The 23,599-nt window shown below is 34.4% G+C and carries 23 protein-coding genes; 22 read left to right on the forward strand and 1 reads right to left on the reverse strand.

From position 1 onward, the window contains the following. The first annotated feature begins 47 nt into the window (after positions 1-47). From Q2U82_RS09635 to Q2U82_RS09700, 14 genes are all read left to right on the forward strand, one after another. Positions 48-1,313: a polysaccharide ABC transporter ATP-binding protein gene (locus Q2U82_RS09635; protein ID WP_410004666.1), complete on the forward strand. Its 1,266-nt coding sequence runs from the start codon at positions 48-50 to the stop codon at positions 1,311-1,313. Between the two features lie 62 nt (positions 1,314-1,375). Then, complete coding sequence (locus tag Q2U82_RS09640; RefSeq protein WP_410004667.1) at positions 1,376-2,164, forward strand: sulfotransferase domain-containing protein; 789 nt, start codon at positions 1,376-1,378, stop codon at positions 2,162-2,164. Continuing rightward, positions 2,164-2,958, forward strand: coding sequence for an FkbM family methyltransferase (locus Q2U82_RS09645; RefSeq protein WP_410004668.1), 795 nt, complete (start codon positions 2,164-2,166; stop codon positions 2,956-2,958). The genes Q2U82_RS09640 and Q2U82_RS09645 overlap by 1 nt, the downstream gene beginning before the upstream one ends. A gap of 5 nt (positions 2,959-2,963) precedes the next feature. Continuing rightward, positions 2,964-3,845 carry a hypothetical protein gene (locus tag Q2U82_RS09650; protein ID WP_410004669.1) on the forward strand — a complete coding sequence of 294 codons (882 nt, stop codon included), beginning with the start codon at positions 2,964-2,966 and terminating at the stop codon, positions 3,843-3,845. After that, on the forward strand, positions 3,838-4,749 hold the full coding sequence (locus tag Q2U82_RS09655; protein ID WP_410004670.1) for a sulfotransferase family protein: 912 nt from the start codon (positions 3,838-3,840) through the stop codon (positions 4,747-4,749). Before Q2U82_RS09650 ends, Q2U82_RS09655 begins: the two co-directional genes overlap by 8 nt. After that, positions 4,749-5,609, forward strand: coding sequence for a glycosyltransferase family 2 protein (locus Q2U82_RS09660; RefSeq protein ID WP_410004671.1), 861 nt, complete (start codon positions 4,749-4,751; stop codon positions 5,607-5,609). The genes Q2U82_RS09655 and Q2U82_RS09660 overlap by 1 nt, the downstream gene beginning before the upstream one ends. A 1-nt stretch (position 5,610) precedes the next feature. After that, complete coding sequence (locus Q2U82_RS09665) at positions 5,611-6,546, forward strand: sulfotransferase family protein (protein WP_410004672.1); 936 nt, start codon at positions 5,611-5,613, stop codon at positions 6,544-6,546. 14 nt (positions 6,547-6,560) lie between these two features. Further along, positions 6,561-7,295 carry an FkbM family methyltransferase gene (locus Q2U82_RS09670; RefSeq protein ID WP_410004673.1) on the forward strand — a complete coding sequence of 245 codons (735 nt, stop codon included), beginning with the start codon at positions 6,561-6,563 and terminating at the stop codon, positions 7,293-7,295. A 48-nt stretch (positions 7,296-7,343) separates the two neighbouring features. Further along, positions 7,344-8,192: a glycosyltransferase family 2 protein gene (locus tag Q2U82_RS09675; protein WP_410004674.1), complete on the forward strand. Its 849-nt coding sequence runs from the start codon at positions 7,344-7,346 to the stop codon at positions 8,190-8,192. Positions 8,193-8,289: 97 nt separating this feature from the next. Then, positions 8,290-9,879, forward strand: coding sequence for a glycosyltransferase (locus Q2U82_RS09680; protein WP_410004675.1), 1,590 nt, complete (start codon positions 8,290-8,292; stop codon positions 9,877-9,879). Continuing rightward, positions 9,880-10,956, forward strand: coding sequence for a glycoside hydrolase family 99-like domain-containing protein (locus Q2U82_RS09685; protein ID WP_410004676.1), 1,077 nt, complete (start codon positions 9,880-9,882; stop codon positions 10,954-10,956). Beyond that, positions 10,953-11,891, forward strand: a complete 939-nt coding sequence (locus Q2U82_RS09690; protein ID WP_410004677.1) for a glycosyltransferase family 2 protein — start codon at positions 10,953-10,955, stop codon at positions 11,889-11,891. The genes Q2U82_RS09685 and Q2U82_RS09690 overlap by 4 nt, the downstream gene beginning before the upstream one ends. 390 nt (positions 11,892-12,281) lie before the next feature. After that, entirely contained in the window at positions 12,282-13,523 is a 1,242-nt protein-coding gene (locus Q2U82_RS09695) for a glycosyltransferase (RefSeq protein ID WP_410004678.1), read from the forward strand. Positions 13,524-13,877: 354 nt separating this feature from the next. Further along, complete coding sequence (locus Q2U82_RS09700; protein ID WP_410004679.1) at positions 13,878-14,171, forward strand: helix-turn-helix domain-containing protein; 294 nt, start codon at positions 13,878-13,880, stop codon at positions 14,169-14,171. A gap of 86 nt (positions 14,172-14,257) precedes the next feature. Here the strand turns inward: Q2U82_RS09700 and Q2U82_RS09705 are convergent, their stop codons facing one another. After that, entirely contained in the window at positions 14,258-14,902 is a 645-nt protein-coding gene (locus Q2U82_RS09705) for a DUF6266 family protein (protein WP_410004680.1), read from the reverse strand. Between the two features lie 526 nt (positions 14,903-15,428). Here Q2U82_RS09705 and Q2U82_RS09710 point away from each other — a divergent pair. From Q2U82_RS09710 to Q2U82_RS09745, 8 genes are all read left to right on the forward strand, one after another. Continuing rightward, entirely contained in the window at positions 15,429-16,364 is a 936-nt protein-coding gene (locus Q2U82_RS09710; RefSeq protein ID WP_410004681.1) for a glycosyltransferase family 2 protein, read from the forward strand. Further along, positions 16,361-17,329, forward strand: coding sequence for a DUF6625 family protein (locus Q2U82_RS09715; RefSeq protein WP_410004682.1), 969 nt, complete (start codon positions 16,361-16,363; stop codon positions 17,327-17,329). Before Q2U82_RS09710 ends, Q2U82_RS09715 begins: the two co-directional genes overlap by 4 nt. 250 nt (positions 17,330-17,579) lie before the next feature. Beyond that, on the forward strand, positions 17,580-18,059 hold the full coding sequence (locus Q2U82_RS09720; protein WP_410004683.1) for a hypothetical protein: 480 nt from the start codon (positions 17,580-17,582) through the stop codon (positions 18,057-18,059). 138 nt (positions 18,060-18,197) lie between these two features. Next, on the forward strand, positions 18,198-18,992 hold the full coding sequence (locus tag Q2U82_RS09725) for an FkbM family methyltransferase (protein ID WP_410004684.1): 795 nt from the start codon (positions 18,198-18,200) through the stop codon (positions 18,990-18,992). Between the two features lie 15 nt (positions 18,993-19,007). After that, the gene (locus Q2U82_RS09730; RefSeq protein WP_410004685.1) at positions 19,008-20,138 is read left to right on the forward strand and encodes a glycosyltransferase family 4 protein; all 1,131 of its coding nucleotides are present in this window, start codon (positions 19,008-19,010) and stop codon (positions 20,136-20,138) included. Between the two features lie 8 nt (positions 20,139-20,146). Beyond that, complete coding sequence (locus tag Q2U82_RS09735) at positions 20,147-21,283, forward strand: glycosyltransferase (RefSeq protein WP_410004686.1); 1,137 nt, start codon at positions 20,147-20,149, stop codon at positions 21,281-21,283. A 2-nt stretch (positions 21,284-21,285) separates the two neighbouring features. After that, a complete protein-coding gene (locus Q2U82_RS09740) occupies positions 21,286-22,308 on the forward strand; it encodes a glycosyltransferase family 4 protein (RefSeq protein WP_410004687.1) in 1,023 nt (340 codons plus the stop codon). Between the two features lie 8 nt (positions 22,309-22,316). Next, positions 22,317-23,513: a glycosyltransferase family 4 protein gene (locus tag Q2U82_RS09745; RefSeq protein WP_410004688.1), complete on the forward strand. Its 1,197-nt coding sequence runs from the start codon at positions 22,317-22,319 to the stop codon at positions 23,511-23,513. The last annotated feature ends 86 nt before the right edge of the window (positions 23,514-23,599 follow it).

The following is a 23,599-nucleotide window of genomic DNA, read 5'->3' on the forward strand; positions in this document are numbered from 1 at the left end:
AACAGACAACCCACCACCCACCACCCACAACCGACAACCGAAAAACCGTGCCACAAGCCAAAACCGACAACCCACAACCGACAACCGAGAACCGACAACCGACAACTGACAACCAAGTTTTAGTAAAAGTCGAAAACCTCTCCAAAAAGTTCTGCAAAGACCTTAAGACCAGCCTGTGGTATGGAGTGAAGGATCTGGCTTCTGGCTTGAGCGGCAACCGCAATGATCGGGAACTGCGCCCCAAGGAGTTTTGGGCGGTGAAGGATATTAGTTTTGAGCTGCGCCGCGGCGAGTGTTTGGGGCTTATTGGTCATAACGGCGCCGGAAAATCTACACTTTTAAAAATATTGAACGGCCTTATAAACCCCGATGCCGGAAAGGTGACCATTAAAGGTAGAGTAGGGGCGCTAATAGAACTGGGAGCAGGCTTTAATCCTATTTTAAGTGGCAGGGAAAACATCTATAACAACGGTGCCATCCTTGGCTTTACCCGAAAGGAGATAGACCAAAAAGTAGAGGAGATTATTGACTTTGCTGAAATACGCGAGTTTATAGATATGCCCGTACAAAATTACAGCAGCGGAATGAGGGTGCGCCTGGGCTTTGCCGTGGCGGCACAGATGGAGCCCGATGTCTTGATTATTGATGAGGTTTTAGCGGTAGGGGATCTAGGCTTTATTTTAAAATGTTTTAAGCAGATAGACACCATTCTTCCCAAAACTGCTATCGTTTTTGTTTCACATGCTATGCCTATGGTTTCGCGGATTTGCAATGAGATTATTTTGATGGACAAGGGAGAAGCTGTTTTCCAAGGAGATGATGTGGGGAAGGCGATTGATTTATATTATAATCGTTTTGCCAATATAGAACAGAACGTAATTTTTAATGATGGGTCTGTCACTCTTGAAAGAATAGAACTTTTAAGTTTAAAAAATGATGTTAATGGAATTCCTCAAATACAATGGCTGGAAGATTTAATTTTATTTATAGACTTAGAAATTAATAGTTTAGAAGAAGTTCCAGGTTTTCATATAACAATCGCAGATAAGGAACAACGCCCAATTGCGCTTATTGAACCAAACAAAAAGGCAATGGATATAAGAATTGAAAATAGCAAGATAAAACTCACAATAAAACATTGCAATGTTCAATTATCAAAAGGAACATACTTTATAAATCTTACAATTGCTAAATTGGGAACAAAAGAACCTTTATTGAGAATTAACAATGCACTGTCATTTCAAATAGTTTATGAACGAGAAACATGGCCGCCTTTTTTATTAAACTCTAGTTTTGAAAATACTGAAAATTGAATTAAATCTGAAGGGGTATAATTTTTACCTTTTTTTAAATGAAAGTTCCAAAATTTAATGCAATGGATAATATAAAAAATAAATTAATTAAAACTTTAGGGCTGAAGAAAGAAAATTCTAAACTTTCGGAGAGTCATTTTTTTTTCATTACGGCATTTCCAAAAAGTGGTTCTTCTTTTATTTCATTGGTTTTAAGTGATCTATTAAAAATTCCTATAGCTGATATCGTGTATTCGCATTTTAGAGAACAAGATATTTATTTACCAAAATTAGAGTCTTTAAAAGGAAGCAAAATTATAAGTAAGCACCATACCTTAGCAACAACACCCAATATTGAATTGCTTAAAGAAAATTCTATAAGCCCCATAGTTTTAACTAGGAACTTACCTGATACTATTATCTCATTAAGAGACCACATTTCAAAAACTTTAAGATGGCCACATTTTCAAGTTCCTTCTGATTTTGATAAGTGGGAAAACAAAAACCAATTTGATTTTTTAATAGAATTAGCAATCCCTTGGTATGTGTTTTTTTATGTGAGTTGGAATAAAGCATATCAAAATAATGATATTGATATTAAGTTTATAAGATATGAGGATTTCAATAAGAGTCAATCAAAAACAATTAAGGCTATTCTAGAGTATTTGGATTTTCAGATTGATGAAGAAAAAATTCTAGATAGTATTGATAGAGTTAAAAACCTTTCAATCGACAAAAATAGATTAAATAAAGGTGTAATGGATAGAGGTAAAAATCTACTTACTAGCTCGCAGATGGATAGGATTGAGAGTTTTTCAAGATTTTATCCTAATATTGACTTTACTCCAATTTTACAATCAAATTCATTATAATGAATAAATTTATTTCAAATAGCCAACATGCTGATGACTATATAGCTTGGCAATTACTGGATAAACCAACTACAGGAGTTGTGGTAGAAGTGGGAGCTTTTGATGGTCTTCATTTAAGCAATAGTTTTGCTTTTGAGCAATTAGGGTGGAAGTCGATTTGTATTGAGCCAAACCCCACAATATTTAAGTATCTTGAAAAGAATAGACCTACTTCCATAAATATTAATAATGCGGTAGTTGGTGATGAAAACATACTAGAAATAGACTTCTTCGCTGAAGAGATTGGAGTGCTCTCTGGCTGTAACTATGATGCAGATGACGTAAAAAAACGCTATGAAAATAGGGGATTGGAATATACGGAGCCTGAAAAAATAAAAGTTTCCGCAACAACATTAACTTCTTTATTTGGTAAGCTAAATATTGAAACTATAGATGTGCTTTCTATAGACGTAGAGGGTTTTGAATTAGAAGTGCTAAAGGGATTGGACCTAAAATCTTTTAATGTAAAACTTTTCATCATAGAAGCTAATGACGACAATTATAAAGCTCAGATATTAAACTTTTTTAAAGAAAACGCGGAGTATATTTTTGTTGGGAACAACTATCAAAACTTATTCTTTATAAAAAAGAAGTATCTATTAAAAAGAAATCTAAGAAGTTTAGATTTTGAGAACTATACGAAAGCCAAACAACACCATCCAAAGGGCAGTACCTATGTTATAGACTCTACAGTTCCAAAGTTTATAGAATCTGAAGAGGTATTGAAATTTAAAAAATACTTAGGAATTTTTTGACTCAAATGATTAAACTAACCCACATTATCAATCCAGTTAATGTTTCTGAAGCTTCAGACCTATTTGTAGCCCAGCCAGTTACATTTGAGTCTATGCGAAGGGCAAAACAATTTGCGGCTAGTGAAATTGAAGTTAGTTTAATCACCACACAATATCCAGAGGACCATAGTGTAATTCCTGAATTTTTTACCAAAACGAAAGATCTTGATCGGTCAGTATTAGATTTTGGGACTTTTGATAAAAAAAGAAAACTCCCTTTACTTCAAGATATTTTAGACCGTGCTGTGGATTATAATACTGAAGCAGACTATATTGTTTATACCAATGTAGATATTGCAGTACAACCACATTTTTATTCATTTATAAACCAAAAGATAAAAGACGGACACGATGCTTTTGTAATTAATCGTAGAACTATTTCTAAACAGTATACACTTAAAACACTTGCTGATGCTTACGCAGATTACGGTGAAGCTCACCCTGGTTTTGATTGTTTTGTTTTTAAATTAAAACTACATAAACAATTGAGTTTGAATAATGTTGCTATTGGGGTTAGTAAGGTTGGAATAACACTTTTGGCCAATTTGATAGCTTTTACTGATAATTTGTTTTTTTTTAAAAAAGAGCATCTTACTTTTCATATAGGTGAAGACAAAGTTTGGTTGAATAAAAACCTTAATGACTACTATTTGCACAATTGCAATGAGGCTTTTAAAGTTTATAAGCATTTAATAAATAAAAAGCCAGAAATTATAAATAATGCAATAATCAAGAAACATTGGTTACTGTTAAATAAAGAATTAAATAATGAAACTGAGATAAGTAAAACAGAACAAAAAACTGGTTCGGTACAGAAAGTAATTAAATGGTTAAAATCTAATGGTTAACAAGATATTTGTTGCGGGTCTTCCACGTTCAGGTACCACACTTGTGCAGAATGTTCTAGATACACATCCATTGGTATATGGCGGTCCAGAATTTGATAGAATCCCGAATATTATAGATTTGCGCACTAAGTTGCAGAATTCGCTCAAACAAGGTAGGATTGAAGTTTATACAAATAGTGAACAAATTGATGATGCTATAAGGAACATGATAAACTCATTAATTACTCCTTTAAGCCTGAATGAATCAGTAGCCTACATAAGCGAAAAAACACCGTGGAATATACTGTACTTTGAAGAATTATTGGAGTTATTTCCTGATGCTAAGTTTATAATGGTTCTCCGCAATCCTATAACAACATTTAACTCGATGAAAAATGTGGCTATAAGAGCAAAAAAAGCAGGAGTTGTTCCTCCAGATTTTACGACGAATGTATTTATTGCGGCGGCTTATATGGAGTATGTTTATGGATTAATGCAACGGCTTGAAAAAAAACATCCCGACAGCGTTATTACTATAAAGTATGAGTTATTAATAAGTGATTTAGAAAAGTATTCAAAAGAACTTTGCTCATTTATAGGCTTACCATGGGACGAAAAACTTTTAAGTTTTAACAACTTTAAGCATCCAGGTGAAAAGACTATGACGGAAAACCAAATATGGTATACTTCGGAACAATATAATGCTAATCCTCAAGATGCTTTAAAGAGAAAAACGACAAATATTTTAAGTTTTAAAGAAGCGTTATTTTTAAAATATCTTTTTAGAAAGAATACCTATGTGAATCCTAACAATTGTTTCCTTAAAGAACCAAGCCTAATTGAAAAAGTAATTGCAAGGGTTTTCTTTGTTGATTACAGAGATAATTATCGTTTTAATAAGCCTCCCAAAAGAGTATTAGACTAATGAAAATCTCCGTTTACATAACTTCATATAATCAAAAAGAATTTCTAAAGGAAGCTATAGATAGTGTATTGGCTCAAACTATTCAACCTTACGAAATAGTAATTATTGATGATGCCTCTACAGATGGTTCACAAGATTTAATTGAAGAATATTGTATAAAAGAACCAAACATTATTTCATATTTTAATAAAGAAAATAAAGGGATTACAAAAACTAGAAATATTGCTCTTTCTCTCGTTAAAGGCGACTTAATTACTTGGTTAGATGGCGATGATGTTTACTTGCCAGATAAATTAAAAACACAATACGAGCTAATTCAACAAACTAATGCTGATTTAGTTTATACAAACTTCTATATTTCTGAAGACCAAATAGATTCAATAAAAAGGGTTTGGTGTTCGGATATTTCTAAAATACCTCAAAACAATAATATATTAAAGGAAGTGCTATGTAGGGACTTTCCTCGAAATGCGTTATTTCGTTATGAAATGATTACAAAAGAATTATTGAATGATACTGGAGGATATGATGAAAAGCTAGACATATATGAAGATTTCGAATATCGAATCAGATTAACAACAAAAGCAAATACAGCTTTTTCAATGAAAGCACTCAGCATATATCGCTTGCATGGCGAAGGGCTTTCGAATAAGGAAAAGTCTATTCATTTAAGTTGTTTGAATTATATAAATGAAAAACATAAAAAATTGATACTTAACTTTAGTCCAAAAGAACAGGAAAAAATCAATGGTAGTATTGAAAGATATTTATCAAACTTTAAGGATAAGAAAGTTACAGCGAACAATACATTAATATTTAAAATTAAGAGAAGATTGAAACGGTTAATTGATAAAATATAGTTTGAAAGAAGAACAACTCATATTCATCATTTCCCAGCCCCGTAGTGGTTCCACCTATCTGCAAAACTTGCTGTCTAACAATGCTGAAGTCAATACGTGTAGTGAGTCCTGGATGCTGCTTAATTTTGCGAACCAAATAAAGCCTTCCTTGGTACAGGCAAAATTTGATAATACGTTGGCGGTTGGAGCCTTCAAAGAATACTTAGGCAAGTATCCCAATTTAAAATTTAGGGAAGCATTTCACGATTTTTTATTGAAACTGTACAGCCCCATGTTTGATGGATACCAATTTATAGTTGATAAGACACCCCGTTATTGGGAGATTTCGCCTGAAATAACTAGCCTATTTCCAGGCAGTAAAGTTATTGTATTGCATAGGAATCCCATTGATGTTGCAAAATCTATGATAAAAACGTGGGGGTTTACTTCCTTTCAAGAATTAAACATCTTTAGAAGAGATTTGCTGCAAGCCCCACAAAAGTTGCGTTCGTTTTCTCTGGCGAATAAGGAAAATAAGAACGTATATAATCTTTCTTACGAAGAACTTATTAGCGATACCCCAGCTGAAGTGCAAAAAATATACAATTGGATTGGTATTCCCTATGACGCTTCTGTTTTAGACACGCAGAAGAATGATAAGTACAAGGGAGGATATGGTGATCCATTTCAAAATTCTGAAAGCAATTATAAGACTGTTAAGGCGCGTACAGATAAAAAAAGTATTAATAAGGATTTTAAGGATTTTCTAAATGGCTATGCAAATTATCTGGGTGAGGATATTCAAAATGAGTATGATGGCTTTCAGGATGTAACAATTAAGCAAACAACAGCTTTCAATTATTTTATGCATTTAGGAGAAGCTTCAACTAATGCAAAAAGAAGAAATAATAGTATTTGGCTTTTAAAAAAATATCTTTACGAATTAAGATTTAAGTAGTTATGATAAAGAGGATGATTAAAGGCTTATTGCGTAAGAGAGGCTATCAAATAAAAAGAATAGACCAGAAAACGCTCCATATCCCAAAGAATAAATTTTCTATGGAGGAAGGGTTTAAACGTTGTCTGTCTAGGGGGTTAAAAATTGCTACTGTAATAGATGTAGGAGCCTCAGACGGTCGCTGGTCTGAACGCCTAATGAAGTTTTACCCTGACGCAAATTATTTATTGGTAGAAGCACAACAAGGGCATTTGGAAGGGCTAAAAGCTTGTAAGGACCGAAACCCTAAACTCGATTTTGTGCTGGCTGCTGCCGGTAGAGAAGCGGGTACAATATATTTTGAAAACAGTAATTTGTTTGGGGGTACGGCGTCAGATACGCCTCTTGATGGCAATTGTATTGAAGTGCCGGTGATTAGTGTAGATCAGGAGATCAAGAATAGACAACTTCCAGGCCCCTATTTGTTGAAATTGGACACACATGGGTATGAAATCCCCATCCTTGAAGGCGCAAAGAAAGTGATTCAAGCCGCTGAGTTGATCATTATAGAGGTATATAATTTTCAGTTAACAACCGATAGTCTTAAGTTTTGGCAAATGTGTAGTTATATGGAAAAGCTTGGCTTTTCCCCCGTAGAATTGGTTGACCCTATGCTGCGAAAAAACGATCGTGCTTTCTGGCAGATGGATCTGTTTTTCATACCATCTAAGAGTTCCACTTTTTTAAATAATACCTATGATGCTATATAGGCTAACCCCAAGTTTATATAGCATATATTTGAAACAATTTCATTTAAATTGAACGCTGCAACTACATATCCAAAAATAACCGTAGTAACTCCCAACTACAACCAAGGAGAATTTTTGGAACGTACAATTTTGTCTGTATTGGATCAAGATTACCCCAATTTGGAATATATCATTATGGACGGGGGAAGTTCAGATACTTCGGTTCAAACAATAGAAAAGTATCAGGAAAAATTACACTATTGGGTGAGCGAACCAGATAATGGTATGTATGACGCTATCAACAAAGGGTTTTCACGATCATCAGGAGCTATTATGTGCTGGATCAATTCTGATGATGTTTTATGGGAAGGCTCCCTGCATTATATAGCAAAGAAGTTTACAGAGAATAAAAAAATGCACTGGCTGCAGGGATTGCCTTCCGTAATTAATGAAAATGGAGAAGTAATTCTTCAGCGGGAGCAAGTTTTTTCTCCATGGTTCTTTTACCTTAGCGAGCACAGAGCCAATTTTTCTTTTATACAGCAAGAATCTACTTTCTGGACGCGAGAACTATGGAATAAAGCAGGAGGACAACTTAGTTTGCAATACACCCTAGCATCCGATTTTGATTTGTGGATGCGTTTTTTCAATTTTGAGACCTTGTATTGTACTAAAAGGCAATTGGCAGCTTTTAGAAAAAGAGAAGGACAAAAATCTAATGACCAAAATAGATATCTAAAAGAAGCAGAAACTTCCTTGAAATTAAATTTTCAGAAAATTTCTATGTCAAAAAAGATTAGTTTCTATACAATTTCAGCTTTTATGAAAATACTTGGTAAATTGCCGTGGACTTTTTCAAAAAGGATTAGAAACAGCTGCAAAAATAAATTGATAGGAACACCAAAATGGGTGGAGTAATGAAGCCTTTTTTATTAAATGAAGAAATTCCCTTTTCTGTAATGTATAAAAATCTAACAATTCCATCAAAAAGCTTTGTTTTAAAAACACTCAAAACTTGAATACCAAGCCACCTTTTTTTTCAATTGTAATCCCAACATATAATTCGGGTGATAAACTTGCGACTTCCCTTGAAAGCATCCTGCTCCAGAACTTTACTTCCTATGAAGTAATCATTATGGACAGCCGCTCTATAGATGATACTCAAGCCGTGGCAACTCGCTATAAAAAACAGCTTCCTTCCCTTAGATTTATTTCTGAAAAAGACGAAGGAATTTATGACGCCATGAACAAAGCCATAGATTTGGCAGAGGGCACATGGCTCTTTTTTATGGGCAGTGACGATAGTTTTTATAGTCCACAGGTGCTTGGGCAAATCCAACAACACACGCTAGTTTCAAATGCGAAAGTAATCTACGGCAATGCTAAAATAATTGGAAATACAGGTTGGGCGGAAGATGGGACAATTTACGATGGCTCTTTCGACCTCCCGAAGCTGCTGAATAAAAATATTTGCCATCAGGCAATCTTTTACAATACGCGCTTTATAAAGGAAGAAGTAGGCTATTTTGAAAAGCGTTATACCGTTACAGCTGACTGGGATTTTAATTTGCGCGCTTGGGCCAAACAACCATTTGAATTTGTAAATTTAACAATATCCAATTTTGTGGCTGGCGGGCTCTCTTCTTATGGAGGAGACGCAGCTTTTTCAGAAGATTTTCTGGACAATGTGATGAAGTATTTCGGGATGGATGCTTTTCATCCAATTTTGAATACTCCAAATTTTAATCGCTATCAATCGGTTTTGAAAAAACAGAAACTTAGTGATAAGCATACAAAAAACGCCCAGCCATTAAAAAACAAAACTTTGAAAAATAAGTTGAAAAAATATATCTATCAAAAGGTTAAGGCGATTTATGAAAAACGGATCGGGACTTTCTTTTTCAAGCAAAAAGGCTTTTGTCCGTGTTGTGAGCAAGAAGTCACTTTCATTTCCAGGCATCAATGGTTAAGGGATTTTTTCAGGTGCAGTAATTGCAATTCCATTCCGCGGGAACGCGCCCTTATGCATACCATTAAAAACGAATATCCAAATTGGCAAGAGCTTATAATCCATGAATCCTCTCCGGGCAATAGGGGGCATTCCGTTTTATTGCGGCAAAAGGCAAAAGATTATTTGGAAACCCAGTACTTTCCCAATACGCCTCTGGGTACATTAGTAAATGGAATTAGATGTGAAGATCTGGAACAACAAACCTTTGAAGATTCGGTATTTGATTTGGTAGTAACATCAGATGTTATGGAGCATATTTATGAACCCGATAAAGCATTTAAAGAAATTTACCGCACCTTAAAACCTGGAGGAGCACATATTTTTTCGGTGCCTATAATTAACAAGCACCATGCAACCCAGCGATGGGCAAATAAAGGAAAAGATGGAAACCCTGAGTTTCTATTTGAACCAGAATGGCATGGCAATCCTGTGGACAAAAAAGGGTCGCCCGTAACCATGCATTGGGGTTTTGACATTGTGGATTATATAAAAGAACATACAGGAGCGGAAACCAAAATTGTCTATATTGATGATCTGCACTTTGGTATTCGGGCAGAATATATAGAAATTGTTATAATGAAAAAGGCTTTGTAAATGACAAACTTGAGACCAATAGCTTTTGTGCTGCCTCAATTCCACCCAATCCCGGAGAACGATTTGTGGTGGGGAAAAGGTTTTACGGAATGGACCAATGTTACAAAAGCAACCCCTTTATTTGAAGATCACTATCAGCCGCATTTGCCTACAGATTTAGGCTTTTATGACCTGCGTTTGCCCCAAGCTAGAGAAGCACAAGCTACTATTGCCAAGGAACACGGGATATATGGGTTCTGCTATTATCATTATTGGTTTAATGGAAAACGTCTTTTGGACCAACCTTTGGATGGAATGCTAAAACAAAAAGACTTGGACATGCCTTTTATGTTGTGCTGGGCCAATGAAAATTGGACGAGACGATGGGATGGCCTTGACAATGAAATTTTAATAAAACAAGAATATGGTTTGGACGATGATGCCGCACATATTCGGTGGCTTTGCGAAGCCGTTTTTTCAGATGAACGCTATATAAAAGTGGATGGTTGCCCTGTATTTATGGTCTATCGTCAAGATTTATTTCCCGATATGAAAAAAACAGCCACGTTATGGCGTGAAATTGCCGTAAAGGAATATGGTTTTAAAGGTCTGTATCTATGCGTTGCCGAGAGCTTTAATAAAAACGTAAATCCAGAAACAATCAATTTTGATGCCTTGGTAGAATTTTCACCCCATCAAGTGATAAAGCACAAACTGAAACAGCCTCCAAGCTTGTTAGAAAAAATAGGAATAAGAAAATCATCCCAAACTTTGGACTTAAGGGATTTTAAAAGAGGGGTTCAGGACTGCTTGGAGCGGGAAACACCTAGTTATAAGCTCTACCGCTGTGTAACTCCCTCTTGGGACAATACAGCTAGAAAAGGAGACAAGGGAGCAATAGCTATTGGTAGCACTCCCGAAGTATACTTTCAATGGTTAAAAGCGATTGTCAATAAATTCAAACCATATTCCCAAGAAGAGAATTTTGTATTCATTAATGCCATGAACGAGTGGGCAGAAGGCAACCATTTGGAACCATGTATTAAATATGGAAGAGCCTATCTTGAAGCAACAAAAAAAGCTTTAGCTACATCGTGATCCCAAAAGTATCTATACTGATCCCTAACTACAACCACAAGCCGTATTTACAACAGCGGCTAGACACTGTATTTGGTCAAACCTTTCAAGATTTTGAGGTCATTCTTCTGGACGATGCTTCTACCGATGGTAGTCAAGAAGTTTTGGAAAGGTACCGTAATCATCCAAAAGTGGCTCACTTAATTATGAATTCGAATAATTCCGGAAGCCCTTTTAAGCAATGGCAAAAAGGAATTGATCTTGCAAAAGGAGAATATATTTGGATTGCTGAAAGTGATGACTACTGCGAATTAAGTTTTTTGGAAAGCTTATTGGCTCGAATGAATAAGGAAACAGGAATTTGCTATTCACAATCCATTGATGTTGATGAAAGTGGAAAAACACTGCTGAATAGAATTGATTACACCAAGGAATTTGATCCGAATATTTGGAAAGCTGATTTTGAAATTTCTGGACTTGAATTTATTGAAAAATATTTTATCATTAAAAGTGTTATTCCTAATGCCAGTGCAGTTATATTTAGACGTAAGCTCGTTCATGAATCCATATTTAGGAAAGAACTATTAAAAATGAAGATGTGTGGTGATTGGTTTTTTTGGCTTCAAATTACTTTAGAAACTAATGTGGGATTTTTAGCTAAAGATTTAAATTATTTTAGATATCACGGTAAAGTTAGTAGAAATCACACAACATTGAAAAAGAAAAAGCAACGTTTAATTGAAGAAGGTATAACGAGATCTTTTTTTTTAAAAAACTATAATTTAGGGAATAAATCATCAGAAAAATATTATTACAAAAAATGGTTTAGATTACATCAATTATCTAGCATATTAAAGCCTTCCTTTTACAAAGGAAAATTGTTTAAAACCTCTATTTTTACATTTATAAATAATTTTTTATTTTTTAAAGTAAGAAAGTATAAATCTAAACTTTAATTGTTGTTTTATGTCAAAATAGTTAATATCTGTGGTAAAAATAAAGAGAGTTGAATATTTGCATCGGGGTTTTATTATTTGCAAACAATGTTATTAAAGTTTTTTAAGTAATACCATCGAAGAACTCGAATTTATGCTTTAAAGAATTCATTAAATTGATAGCTTCAAATGATTCTAATGAATGGACACTACTCAAAACAGTTAATCACTACCCTATGAAGGAAGACGACCATAACACTAACTCATTTGCGAATTTTTATATTTATAAAAAATGTGATATAAACTATGGTTAAATGTCATTTTAATAGGATAAATTAAAGAGACAGTATTTTTTAAAAAAAAATCAAATCTGAAACTATTAATATCCCTAATAAATAAGTAATATATAAAATGAAGCCTTTAAATATAGCTATTGTAGTTGGCTCTTTTCCCACAGTTTCCGAAACCTTTATTGTAAATCAGATAATATCATTAATAGATAAAGGTCATAACGTAAAAATATATTCTTATGCAAAAGGCGACTTGCAAAAAAATCATAAAAACGTTCTTACATATAATTTGTTAGATAATGTGGTTTATAAAGAAAAACCTCCTGTCGCTAAATTTAAAAGATTATTCAATTTTTTGAAATTGATTATTAAAAATTTATTCCAACTTAATTGGGATTTATTACTTAAATCTATTAATTTTTCACATTACGGAAAAAAGGCTGTCACACTTAATTTATTTTATGAACGTAAATTTTTCATATTAAATAAAAAATTTGATGTTGTCCATGTACATTTTGCAACAAATGCGGTTGATATTGCGACCTATAAATCTGAAGGATTTTTAAAGAATTCTAAGTTGATAGTCTCTTTTCATGGCTATGACATCAATCCTTCAAAAACCGATTTTTATCAAACATTTTACAAACGGTTATTTAAAGAGACAGACCAAATTACAGTAAATACAATTTACACAAAAGAAATTTTACTTGAGACAAACTCGAATCTAACAAATGTTTCCCTTTTACCAGTAGGTTTAGATGCATCTTTGTTTAAAAAGAAAAAAGGACAGCACCCATTTGATGAAAATTTTAAGATTGTATATTGTGGAAGACTTGTTCCCTTTAAAGGAGTATTACTTTTACCTCGAATAATAAAAGAGTTAATAAAGAGAGGAATCAATAATTTCAATTTGAAGATAATAGGGGATGGAGAACTCAAAAATCAGCTCGAAGATGAGATTGAAAGATTAAATCTTAAAAATGTAATAGAGTTAGTTGGCGCGATGACACAAGAGGAAATAATTAGTGTTTTAAATATATCTGATATGTTTTTACTTCCAGGAATTTATAATAAAACTGATGGTAGAGGGGAAAACCAAGGCTTAGTTATTCAAGAAGCTCAAGCCATGGAATTACCTGTAATTGTTTCAGATGTAGGGGGTATGAAATATGGAATGATTCCTAATATAACAGGTTTCGTTGTAAAGGAAAATGACATTGAAGGTTTTGCCGATTGCATTGAAACATTAATTAAAGATCCACAAAAAGCTAAAAAAATGGGAAAGGAAGGAAGAAGGTATATAGAAGAAAATTATAATTCGAAAGATTTAGTTGATAGACTAATCTCAATTTATCTGAAATAATAAAAAAGACTGAATGCTTTATTTAGCCAGTAGAAATATATTGCTATTATTTCAATTATCGATGCAGGCAATTTAATAAACTTCGATGAATCAAGTTTACTTTGTGAAAAACAACATTGTGAAAAACAACATTGTGAAAACCATAAATAAAAATATTATAAGCTTTCGGAGGATGCTTCCTCTGCAAAACGACGGGACAGGAAGGCACAAGGAACATTCTGGCAAATTTTAGCATGGAACGGCATATAAACGCATTGCAGGAAATTTTGGAAAACTCAAAATAATGTTTTTTGGAATTTGATTCTTTAGCGAAAATTCTTACTTTTATAACCTCCCCTTCAAAATTTATATATTATGAAAGCTCTAACTAAACCAGTTAAGGCCAAGAAGGAATTTGGCTCTAACACCAAGCAAATGCCAAGCGCATGGAACAAACGTCCAGAACCATATTTAAAATTACTCGAGGGCGAAAAAGAACTTTTAACGGAAGCCGATATGATAAGAATATTCCGTGTGGACCGTGTAACCCTATACCGCTGGCGGCAAAAGGGAGTATTGCCAGGTGTTAAATTTAGTCGTAATGTATATTACGTAAAAGAAATTATTATTACCATCTTGCTTTCTAAATCTGGATATTTATACCCGTGATGTTTGTATAAAATTTTAAAAAACGAAAGACCCGCAATTAAAAACTGCGGGTCTCACTTTTGGATTTGGAAAATAGCAAACCAACTTTAAAGGGCGGTTACCGCTCCCAGATAGGTACTAGTAGCGGCTCGCGTGCCTTCGGCATTCACAAAAGTTGCCCAAGCGTTGATAACCAATCCAGACCAATACTGTGACAAAGGCAAATTAATAGTGGTTTCCTCCCGTGTTCCGGCAGGGGTAAACAACTGATACTCGCCCAGGTCTGCTACAAACAGCACTACCAATAACTGGTCATCTGCTTTTGCAAAACCCTGCCCGCTATTGTCTGTGTAGTCCAGTTGGAGTACATTGGCAACTGTGGCCGTTAAAGTAGGTGACTGGAGTCCACTAAGATCCCCCTTGCTAATAAGCACCTTCGGATAATCCATAATGAAATCTTCACCCACTTCCAGCACCGCTTCCTTTATATGGTAGGAAGTGGCCAAATTAAACGGAGACTTGTCTCTTTGCTTCTGCCCGAAGTATTTGCCTACAATAGGCTTCATCGGGTTTAAAAAACGGGCTACAAGGCCAAACCTTTCCCGTGCTTTTCTTTGGTCCTCCGTTGGAGTGCGATTCTCATCAATTTCAGGTACACTACGCATCACGTACTTACCTCGCCAGCGAGCACCTACAACGCTGCCTACTTTTCCACGGAACCCTCCAAGGATTCCTTTTTTAAATGTTCCCATAATGTAATGGTTTTAAAAATTAATAAATCAGTTAGTTACTCAAATTTAATAGCCCTCTTTTGTATTGCCAAGAAGCTGCAACTAACTTTAACGAAGCAAAATATTAAACAATGTAATGCAACATGGTGCAACAAAAGAGCATATTTATAGGGGTTTGCTCCCAGTTTGGTAGCACTTTGGTTCGAGAATGAGTGCGGTGCCTTTTTTTGGGGAAGGTCTTTTCTGGAACGAGACTGGGGGTATGGTATTCAGTAGTCAGTACGCAGTGGTATGTTCTGATTTAATGACATTTTAACAATATAAAATTTTCATGCTCCTTCCCCTTGTAATATTTACGTATCAAAAATAGCAGCTTCTCCAAGGGGAAGGTTCCCCGGGAATAAATACCATTCAATGACAGAATTTCAATCCGGGGACGGAAGGGGTTAATGGATTTTAAGGCGTGAATATTGAAACTTTAATTTCGATTTCGATTTCAGTTTCTTCTAATCTTTTTCCCTATTTTTGAAACCAAACAATCTGCCCCGTGACTACTGAAAATCCTTTAGTATCCATAATTATCCCTACGTTTAATCGCTCCCACCTCATAGCGGAGACCCTAGATTCCATTTTGGCGCAGACCTATCAAAATTGGGAGTGTATAGTGGTTGATGATGGCAGTACCGATGACACCAAGGCAATAGTAACAGCATACTCAAAAAAGGACGCCCGTTTTCAATACTTTTCAAGACCTACCAATAAACCCAAAGGTGCCAATGCCTGCAGAAATTACGGTTTTGAAAAAAGCAAAGGCGATTATATTCAATGGTTTGACAGTGATGATTTGATGCATACTGAGAAGTTGAGGATTAAAATTGGTTACGCGCTTGCGCAAGATGCAGCTATTGTTATTGATACACATAGCACAGAGAATAGATTAAATTTTAGTGATAATCCAGAATTGGAAGTTTTTGAAAGTGCTGATTTTTATGTGGATTTCATTTTGGGAAAAAAACCAGTAATAACTAATGATGTTATGGTTCGGCGTTCCGTAATAGGTAAACTTCGTTATGATGAAAACCTTCACAAAGCGCAGGAATATGAATTTTTCACTCGTTTGTTTGAACAAAATTTGAAATATTGTTTCGTGGATTTACCACTTAGTTATTACAGGGAATCTAAAGATTCTATTTCAAAAAACACTTCCAAAGGCAGTTCCGCACAAGTGGAATCTTTGATATATCTTTCTAAATTAATAATAAAGAGACATAAAAACGAACCGGAAATTGTTGCAAAGGCAGAGAGACAGGGGAGAAAAACCTATAAAAATCTAGCAGGGCGCAAAAATTTCAAAATGATTTTAAAACATTTCAATTTCTTCCGAAAAGTACACCATAAATCATTACTATTATTTTCAATATTATTGGTCTATAATCTTCTTACGGGAAAAGGTTTTGATACAATAAAACCAAAACAATTGTGAAAAGCATCCTACTCATAATTCCCTATTACGGAAAATGGCCAATTTGGTTTGATGCCTATTTGCTTTCTGTTGCTGCAAATCCGACTGTTCATTGGTTATGCCCAACAGATTGTGAAATTCCAGAGAATTACCCTTCAAATATTACATTTTTGCCTATCACACTTTCCCAATTAAATAACCATGTAAATGAGGTTGTTGAAGCAGAAGTACCATTGAATCATCGTAAGTTTTGCGATCTTAAGCCGGCTTATGCCGAAATATTCTCTGAGCAGTTACAAGGATATGATTTTTGGGGAATCTGTGATGTGGATATTATTTGGGGCGATATCCGTAAATTTATCAGTGAAGAGATTTTAAATGAATATGATATTATATCTAGTAGAAAGGAAGAGATTTCAGGGCATTTTAATTTATTTAGGAATACCCAACAGATAAATTCACTTTATAGAAAATTACCTAGTTATAAATCATTATATGCAGTTCCAAAAATAAAACGTGTAGATGAGCTAGTATTATCTAATTATATTAAAAATGACACTTTCTTTAAAGGCCTCGATTTAAAAGTGTTTTGGTCAAAAATTCTTTGCAACCAAGAAAATGGCCGCGATTCCCACCAAGAATACTATCTGGATAAATGGCTATGGAATGATGGCAAAATGTTGGAACTTAAAAATGGAAAACCCGTAAACGAGGTAATGTACCTGCATTTTATCAATTGGAAACGGACGATGAAATACTCTGAAATAAAGTATGAAGATAATCCCACTCAATTTTATATAAGTTATATTGGCTTGCACTATAAATTGCATTCCGAAATACAGAAAATATTTAGGCGGATTAAGAATATTTATAATGGTTATTATGTTCGTGAATATAGGAGGTTAAAAAAAATGAAATTTAAAAGCATAGTTAAAAGAGTAATAAGACGTTTAAAAAAAATCTATTGTTTTTATTTACCTAAATAAAAAAATGCGCAGGGACTTCTTTTAATGAATTGCTGTCTTTTAGTTTTTTAAGATATATCCATATAACCAAAAATAGGTATGGTGGTAATGAGTTAAAATATGATTTGAGTTTAGAACAGTATAAAAAAATATCTAAATATTATCCAACGGGCATTGGAGGGCATAGCGTGAGGCCTTATTTAGAATATTATGATGACAAAGCTATGAAGATTTTTTTTTAAGAAACCCGATTGAGCGCTATATCTCTCATATGAATCATATAATAGAAACCAAATGGCCTTCTTCTGTTGATGACTTCATCGCAAAAGAGCAGTATAGGGATTTTATGACTAAGAAAATTGCTGGGAGCAATGATTTTAATAAAGCGAGCAATCTGTTATCTGGATTTCATTTTATAGGCGATGTTAACCAATACGCTAAATCTTTAAATTATCTTGAGGATGTTTTTGACAGAAAATTGATAAGTAAAAATGAAAATAGAAATCAACGTAAATCTAATGATAGCTATATAAAGTTTTCAGATTTGTCTAATGAGCAGAAAAATAGGGTCGAACAAAATAATTTCAATGATATAAAATTATATGATTCTTTTATTGTAAATAGTTCAATAATAAGTTCTTATGATTCAAATTTTATTGTCCGTCCCCCTTCAGTATTAAGAGAAAAATTAGTATTAAAATTGAAAAAGATTAAAAAGAAAAAAATAGTTGATCCAATTAGATTGTATTAATCAAAGGCAACAGGGCATAAAATAATTGAGTTTAGAATCATAAAAGCGGTATTAAATTTTATGAACAAAGAATAATATATCCTCAACCTTTAAGAATTAAAAATATTTTTCATTTCAAAAAAAACTTAAAATAAACAAATGGATAATTTAAAGAACAGATTGTATAAACTTAAACGGGTTTATAGTCATATAATATATTTACAAAAAAACTTTATTAATTGGGATTCAATTATTAAAAGAGCCGTAAAAGGAAAGTCAACCAAGGAGTTAAACCTTAGAAATGGATTGACTTTTTATGATGCTAATTTTAATACATTAAGCATATTTAATGAGATATTTGTTAAGAAAGTTTATACAAGCGATATTATAAATATTGAAGAAAATGATGTTGTATTTGATATAGGAGCTAATGTAGGAGTGTTTTCGCTTTATGCTTCGTTAATTAAAGGTGTGAGTGTTTTCGCTTTTGAACCCCACCCCGAGAATTTTAAAAAGCTTAGCCATAATGTAGAGCAAAATAATTTAATCAATGTTGAATGCATAGAATATGCCCTGGGTTTGAAAAATGAAGATAGATTTATGATAGAAGGAAATATAGCTGGTGGTCATAAGGTTGCCCAAAGAGACTCTATGGAGTCTAAAGATGGATTGTTGAAAGTACAATCCATTACGCTCGATTCAATTATGAAAAAATTGAACATTGATAAAATTGATTTTTTAAAATTAGATTGCGAAGGAGCTGAAGGAGAAATAATAAGTTCACTTGGTAAGGAAGGACTAAAGAAAATTAATAAAATAGCTGTTGAATTTCATGACAATCACTCAATATTAAACCATACTGAAATATTAAAATACTTAAAAGATTCTGGATTTAAGACTAGTTTAAGTTGGGATGGAAGCTCCTATTTCGGCTATATTTATGGTAAAAGATAGCGTAATTTTACAATTGTGAAAACAGTTTTATTATTACATCCCTTCTCCGCCAAAGCTATTGGCCTATGTGAAAAAGACCTTTTTTTTTCACATAGCAAGCCCCATGAAAAAGCATTGCTAAAGTTGCAGGATGTAGGTTATAAGGTTTCCATAGCTTATTTTACAGGTAGTATTTTTCCTTTTGCAAAAAAAGTAAACGGTATTAAAAAGCTTTTTTGGCCCATTACCAAACCTCTTTTTAAAAAACGTCATGTTTGGCGCAAGCAACATTCCATTTTTCATTATTGGAATTCCTTTTTCACCTCCCCAGACCTTACTATCATCAATATGTCTGGTCATGGCAGTCCCTATTGCTTCAAACTGGCGAAAATGCTCGTTAAGAAACAAAAGCCTTATATAGCAATGATAGGGGGTATCCATATATCTTACGATTTACGGGCGAAATCATATTATGAAAATGCACATCACATTATTGTACATACCGAAGTCCAAAAAAGACAATTGTTGCAAAATGAGGTGTTTAAAAACCTAAACATTCGCGTAATGCCCTTGGGTATCGATACTTCCATTTTTATTCCCATAAAGAAAGCTTCCAATAGTATTGAATTGCTTTTTGTAGGGCGCATTTCGCGCTTAAAACAAATAGAGCTTTGCCTTGAAACCTTAGCCTTTCTTATTGAAAGCCAAAGCAGAAAAGTTACTTTAACCATTGTTGGCCCTGTAAGCGATGAGCTTTATTTTTCTGAACTTAAAGCCTTGGCAATACAATTGCAAATAACCGAACAAGTTAATTTTGTTGGTTCCGTGGAGCAAGGTAAATTGGTACCTTATTATCAAAAAGCCAACCTACTTTTATTGCCAAGCGCCCACGAATCTTTTGGGATGGTAATGGTGGAAGCAATGTCCTGTGGCACGCCTGTGGTAGCTTTAAAAGGTTCAGGGGGACCGGATGAGATTGTTGAAAATGGTATTAATGGGATATTGACTTCTAAAGATAAGTATGCAGAAAAGGTGTTGGATTATTTTCAGACCAAACAACTTGATTTTAATTTAAGTAAAAATGCAAGACATTTAGTGGAACAAAAATGGAGCCTTGCCCAAACGGAAACAGCTTTACAAAGTTCAATCAATGAAGTTTTTCGTTAATTTGTAGAATGCAGCCTAATTATACCGTAATCATTCACACCCCACAGGAACTCAATCATTCCTCCTATATCCAAACGGGCTTGTTTGAGCTTGAAAAAATGGGGCTTGTACACGTTAAGGTGCAGCTGTACCTAAAGAAGAATAAAGGAACACTGACTGTGGACAAGCATGGCTATATTACAAAAACCTCCCGTCCCCATCCCAAAACCTCATTCTACACTTTAATTGATAGTTCTTCAAACACAAAAATAAGCTTTGCCACTGATTTATATGATTTTGCCGAACATTTTTCAGAGACCGGATTGAATAGCTGCGATTTTTACTTTAAGCGAAATTTTGAAAGTAGGTTTGTAAATGCAATAAAGGAAAATTCAAAAGTCAAGATCCACAAATTGGGTATCACTTTTGGTACACATTCAGAATACAAGCATGGGGAAGGCAAATTTTTTCTCGGACTTTTTCTGTCGAATCTGCGGCTTAATCTAAAATGGGACAGCCAAATTTTAAAGCGTATCCTTAAAACCTATAAAGCCCAAAAAAAACATTGGGAATTTATAAATACTTCTAGGGAAATCAGCCGCTTTGAAAATTTTGGGAAAGCCTATGAAAACAGTATTATGTTCCAAACGCGTTGTTTTCTACATGAAAATGATATAGATGTAAAACAAATCCACCAACAGCGCTACCATCTTATAAAACTATTGCGAAACCATTTTCCGAATATATTTAGAGGGGGTTTTGTGCCCTCTAAGATTGCCATTGAGAAATACAGCGATGCCCTTACAAATGTTCCTGCTGCTCCTGAATCATATTTAGATGCTATGAAAAAAGCCAAAATTGTTATATATACACGGGGTTTGGCTAACTCACCAGCGTGGAAAATGGCTGAGTATCTTTCACAAGGAAAAGTAATTATAGCAGAACCACTTGCCACAGAATTACCCGCACCACTTATTGAGGGAAAAGAGCTATTATATTTTAAGAATGATATTGAACTAATTGAAAAAATAAATTTGGTAATGGCAAATGATGAGCTTGCAACTATTCTCTCAAAAAATGCCCGTACTTATTTTGAAACTCACATTCACCCTGTTCAAAATACTAAGCGTATCTTGGAGCTTATGTTAAACAAACCCCTTGTGTAGTTGTGAATATATTCCTGGTCCACCATCGTTCTCCGCACCATGCCAATAATTCTGGCTATGGTAGATTGATGGATTATACAAATGCCAAAGTAGTTTATGGAAATACTAAATTTCCGTTTCGAATTGCCAAAATTTTAGCGGGTTTTCATTCCCAGAATCTAGGGAACTATAATGTAGGGAGTGTTTTAAAAGCGATTGAACTGTTACAATTGCTCAAAAAACACAAAGGACAAAAAAACATTGTCCATTTTTTAAATGGGGAGCGGGATATTCGTCATCTGGGTTTTTTTAAACGCAAATTTCCCAATACTAAATTTTGCGCTACATTTCATAAGCCACCAAAAGTATTAAAAGAGACTATAAGCAATCCAAAAGCCTTGCAAAAGTTGGATGGCGTCGTAGCGGTAGGTGCTAATCAAGTGGGTTTTTTAAAAGATTGGTTGCAACTGGAAAATGTGGCCTATATACCACATGGCGTAGATACCGAGTTTTTTGTGCCAAATACTTCAGTAAGAGAAAACAACAGCCTTTTGTTTGTGGGGCAGCATCTTCGCAATTTCGATACGTTTAATAAAAGTGTGCCAAGACTCGCCGCAGCAATTGCAAGTTTGCAAATTAGAGTAGTTATTCACCCTGCATATCGCAGCAAAATTGAGCCACATAGTTGTGTCGATATTTTATCAGAAGTAAATGACGAACAGCTGCGGACACTTTATCAACAAGCTACTCTTTTGTATTTGCCCCTGATGGACAGCACGGCCTGTAATTCCCTTTTGGAAGCCATGGCCTGCGGCCTTCCCATAATCACGACTAATGTTGGTGGTAACGCGAATTATTTAAAAAACACTTCCAATATTTTGGTTGAAAGTGGAAATATTGATGATTTTATTGATGAAACCATTGCTTTATTGCAGGACGAACCTCGCTTGACTAAAATGGGCAAAGCTTCAAGAGATAGAGCAGTGGAGTTGGAGTGGGAGAAAGTAATGAGGGATGTTAACGGGTTTTATGAAAAATTAAGTTGAATAAAGAAATGCCAAAAAATTTAAAAATAATAATCTTCGATGGCAGTTTTAAAACCACGCCCTTTATTAATCGATTGGCGAAAGGCCTGGTTTTAAACCATGAGGTATATATTCTTGGTTTTAATGAAAAAATATCGCAACCAGTAGCGGGGATAACCTATATTTCCTTGGGCAGCAACCAAAGCAAGTTGAAGTTTACGGGTACTACTTTGAGCAAGCTTTTACAGTCGAAGAAGTTTAATTTATTGTTCCCTACGCTTAGAAAATTAATACAAGGGAAACGCCAAGAATTGCAACAGCAAAACTTGGACTTGGCTCTTAAAAACATTTCTCCAGACATTATACATTTACAATGGCCCTCAGTAATCCCATGGTTTGAAGAAGTACTTTTAAAACAGGAAATTCCAGTAATATTGAGTCAAAGAGGGTTTCATAGCAATGTACGCCCTTTCGTGGATGAAGCTAATTTTGAATATCTAAAAAAATGGTATCCTAAAATGGCGGGTTTTCATTCCGTTTCCAAAGCTATTGCAGCTAATGGCAATAAAATTTGGACTTCCCCCAAAAAGATTGATAAAGTAATTTATACAGGTTTGCCCTTGCAGGAAATATCCTTTTCAGAAAATTATATGCGTTCAATCCCTTTAAAGCTACTATCAATAGGAAGAGCACATTGGATAAAAGGTTATGATTATGCTTTGCATACTTGCAAACAATTAAAAGAAAAAAACATTCCATTTCTCTATACAATTATTGGGGGGGCAGGCGATGAGGAGTTACAGTTTTTAGTTGCCGACCTCGGGTTGGAAGATTGCGTGTTTTTGGAAAATAGAAAATCCCAAAAAGAAGTTTTCAAATTAATGGCAGAAGCTGCGTTGTTGTTAATGCCCAGCTTGGATGAAGGCATCCCGAATGTAGTGGTAGAGGCTATGGCTATTGGTTTGCCCGTAATCAGTACAGACTGTGGTGGTGTGCCAGAATTGATTGAGGAGGGAGTGAATGGGTGGATGGTGCCCACGAGAAAGCCAGAAGCTATTGCAGCGGCAATTATTCATTTTATGGAATTACCTTTAGATATGATTGAAAAAGTAAGAATCGAGGCTCGGAGAAAAGTGGAGCAGCAACATAATGAAGCGCAGATGGTTCTGGGGATGGAAGAGTTGTATTATGAAGTACGAAGTACGAAGTTAGAAGTACGAAGTTAGAAGTACGAAGTACGAAGTTAGAAGTACGAAGTTAGAAGTACGAAGTGTGAAATACTGGTTTAGAAGTATGGATTTAAGGATAAATA

This window comes from Aequorivita nionensis, assembly GCF_046352995.1.
GTDB classification, from domain to species: domain Bacteria; phylum Bacteroidota; class Bacteroidia; order Flavobacteriales; family Flavobacteriaceae; genus Aequorivita; species Aequorivita nionensis.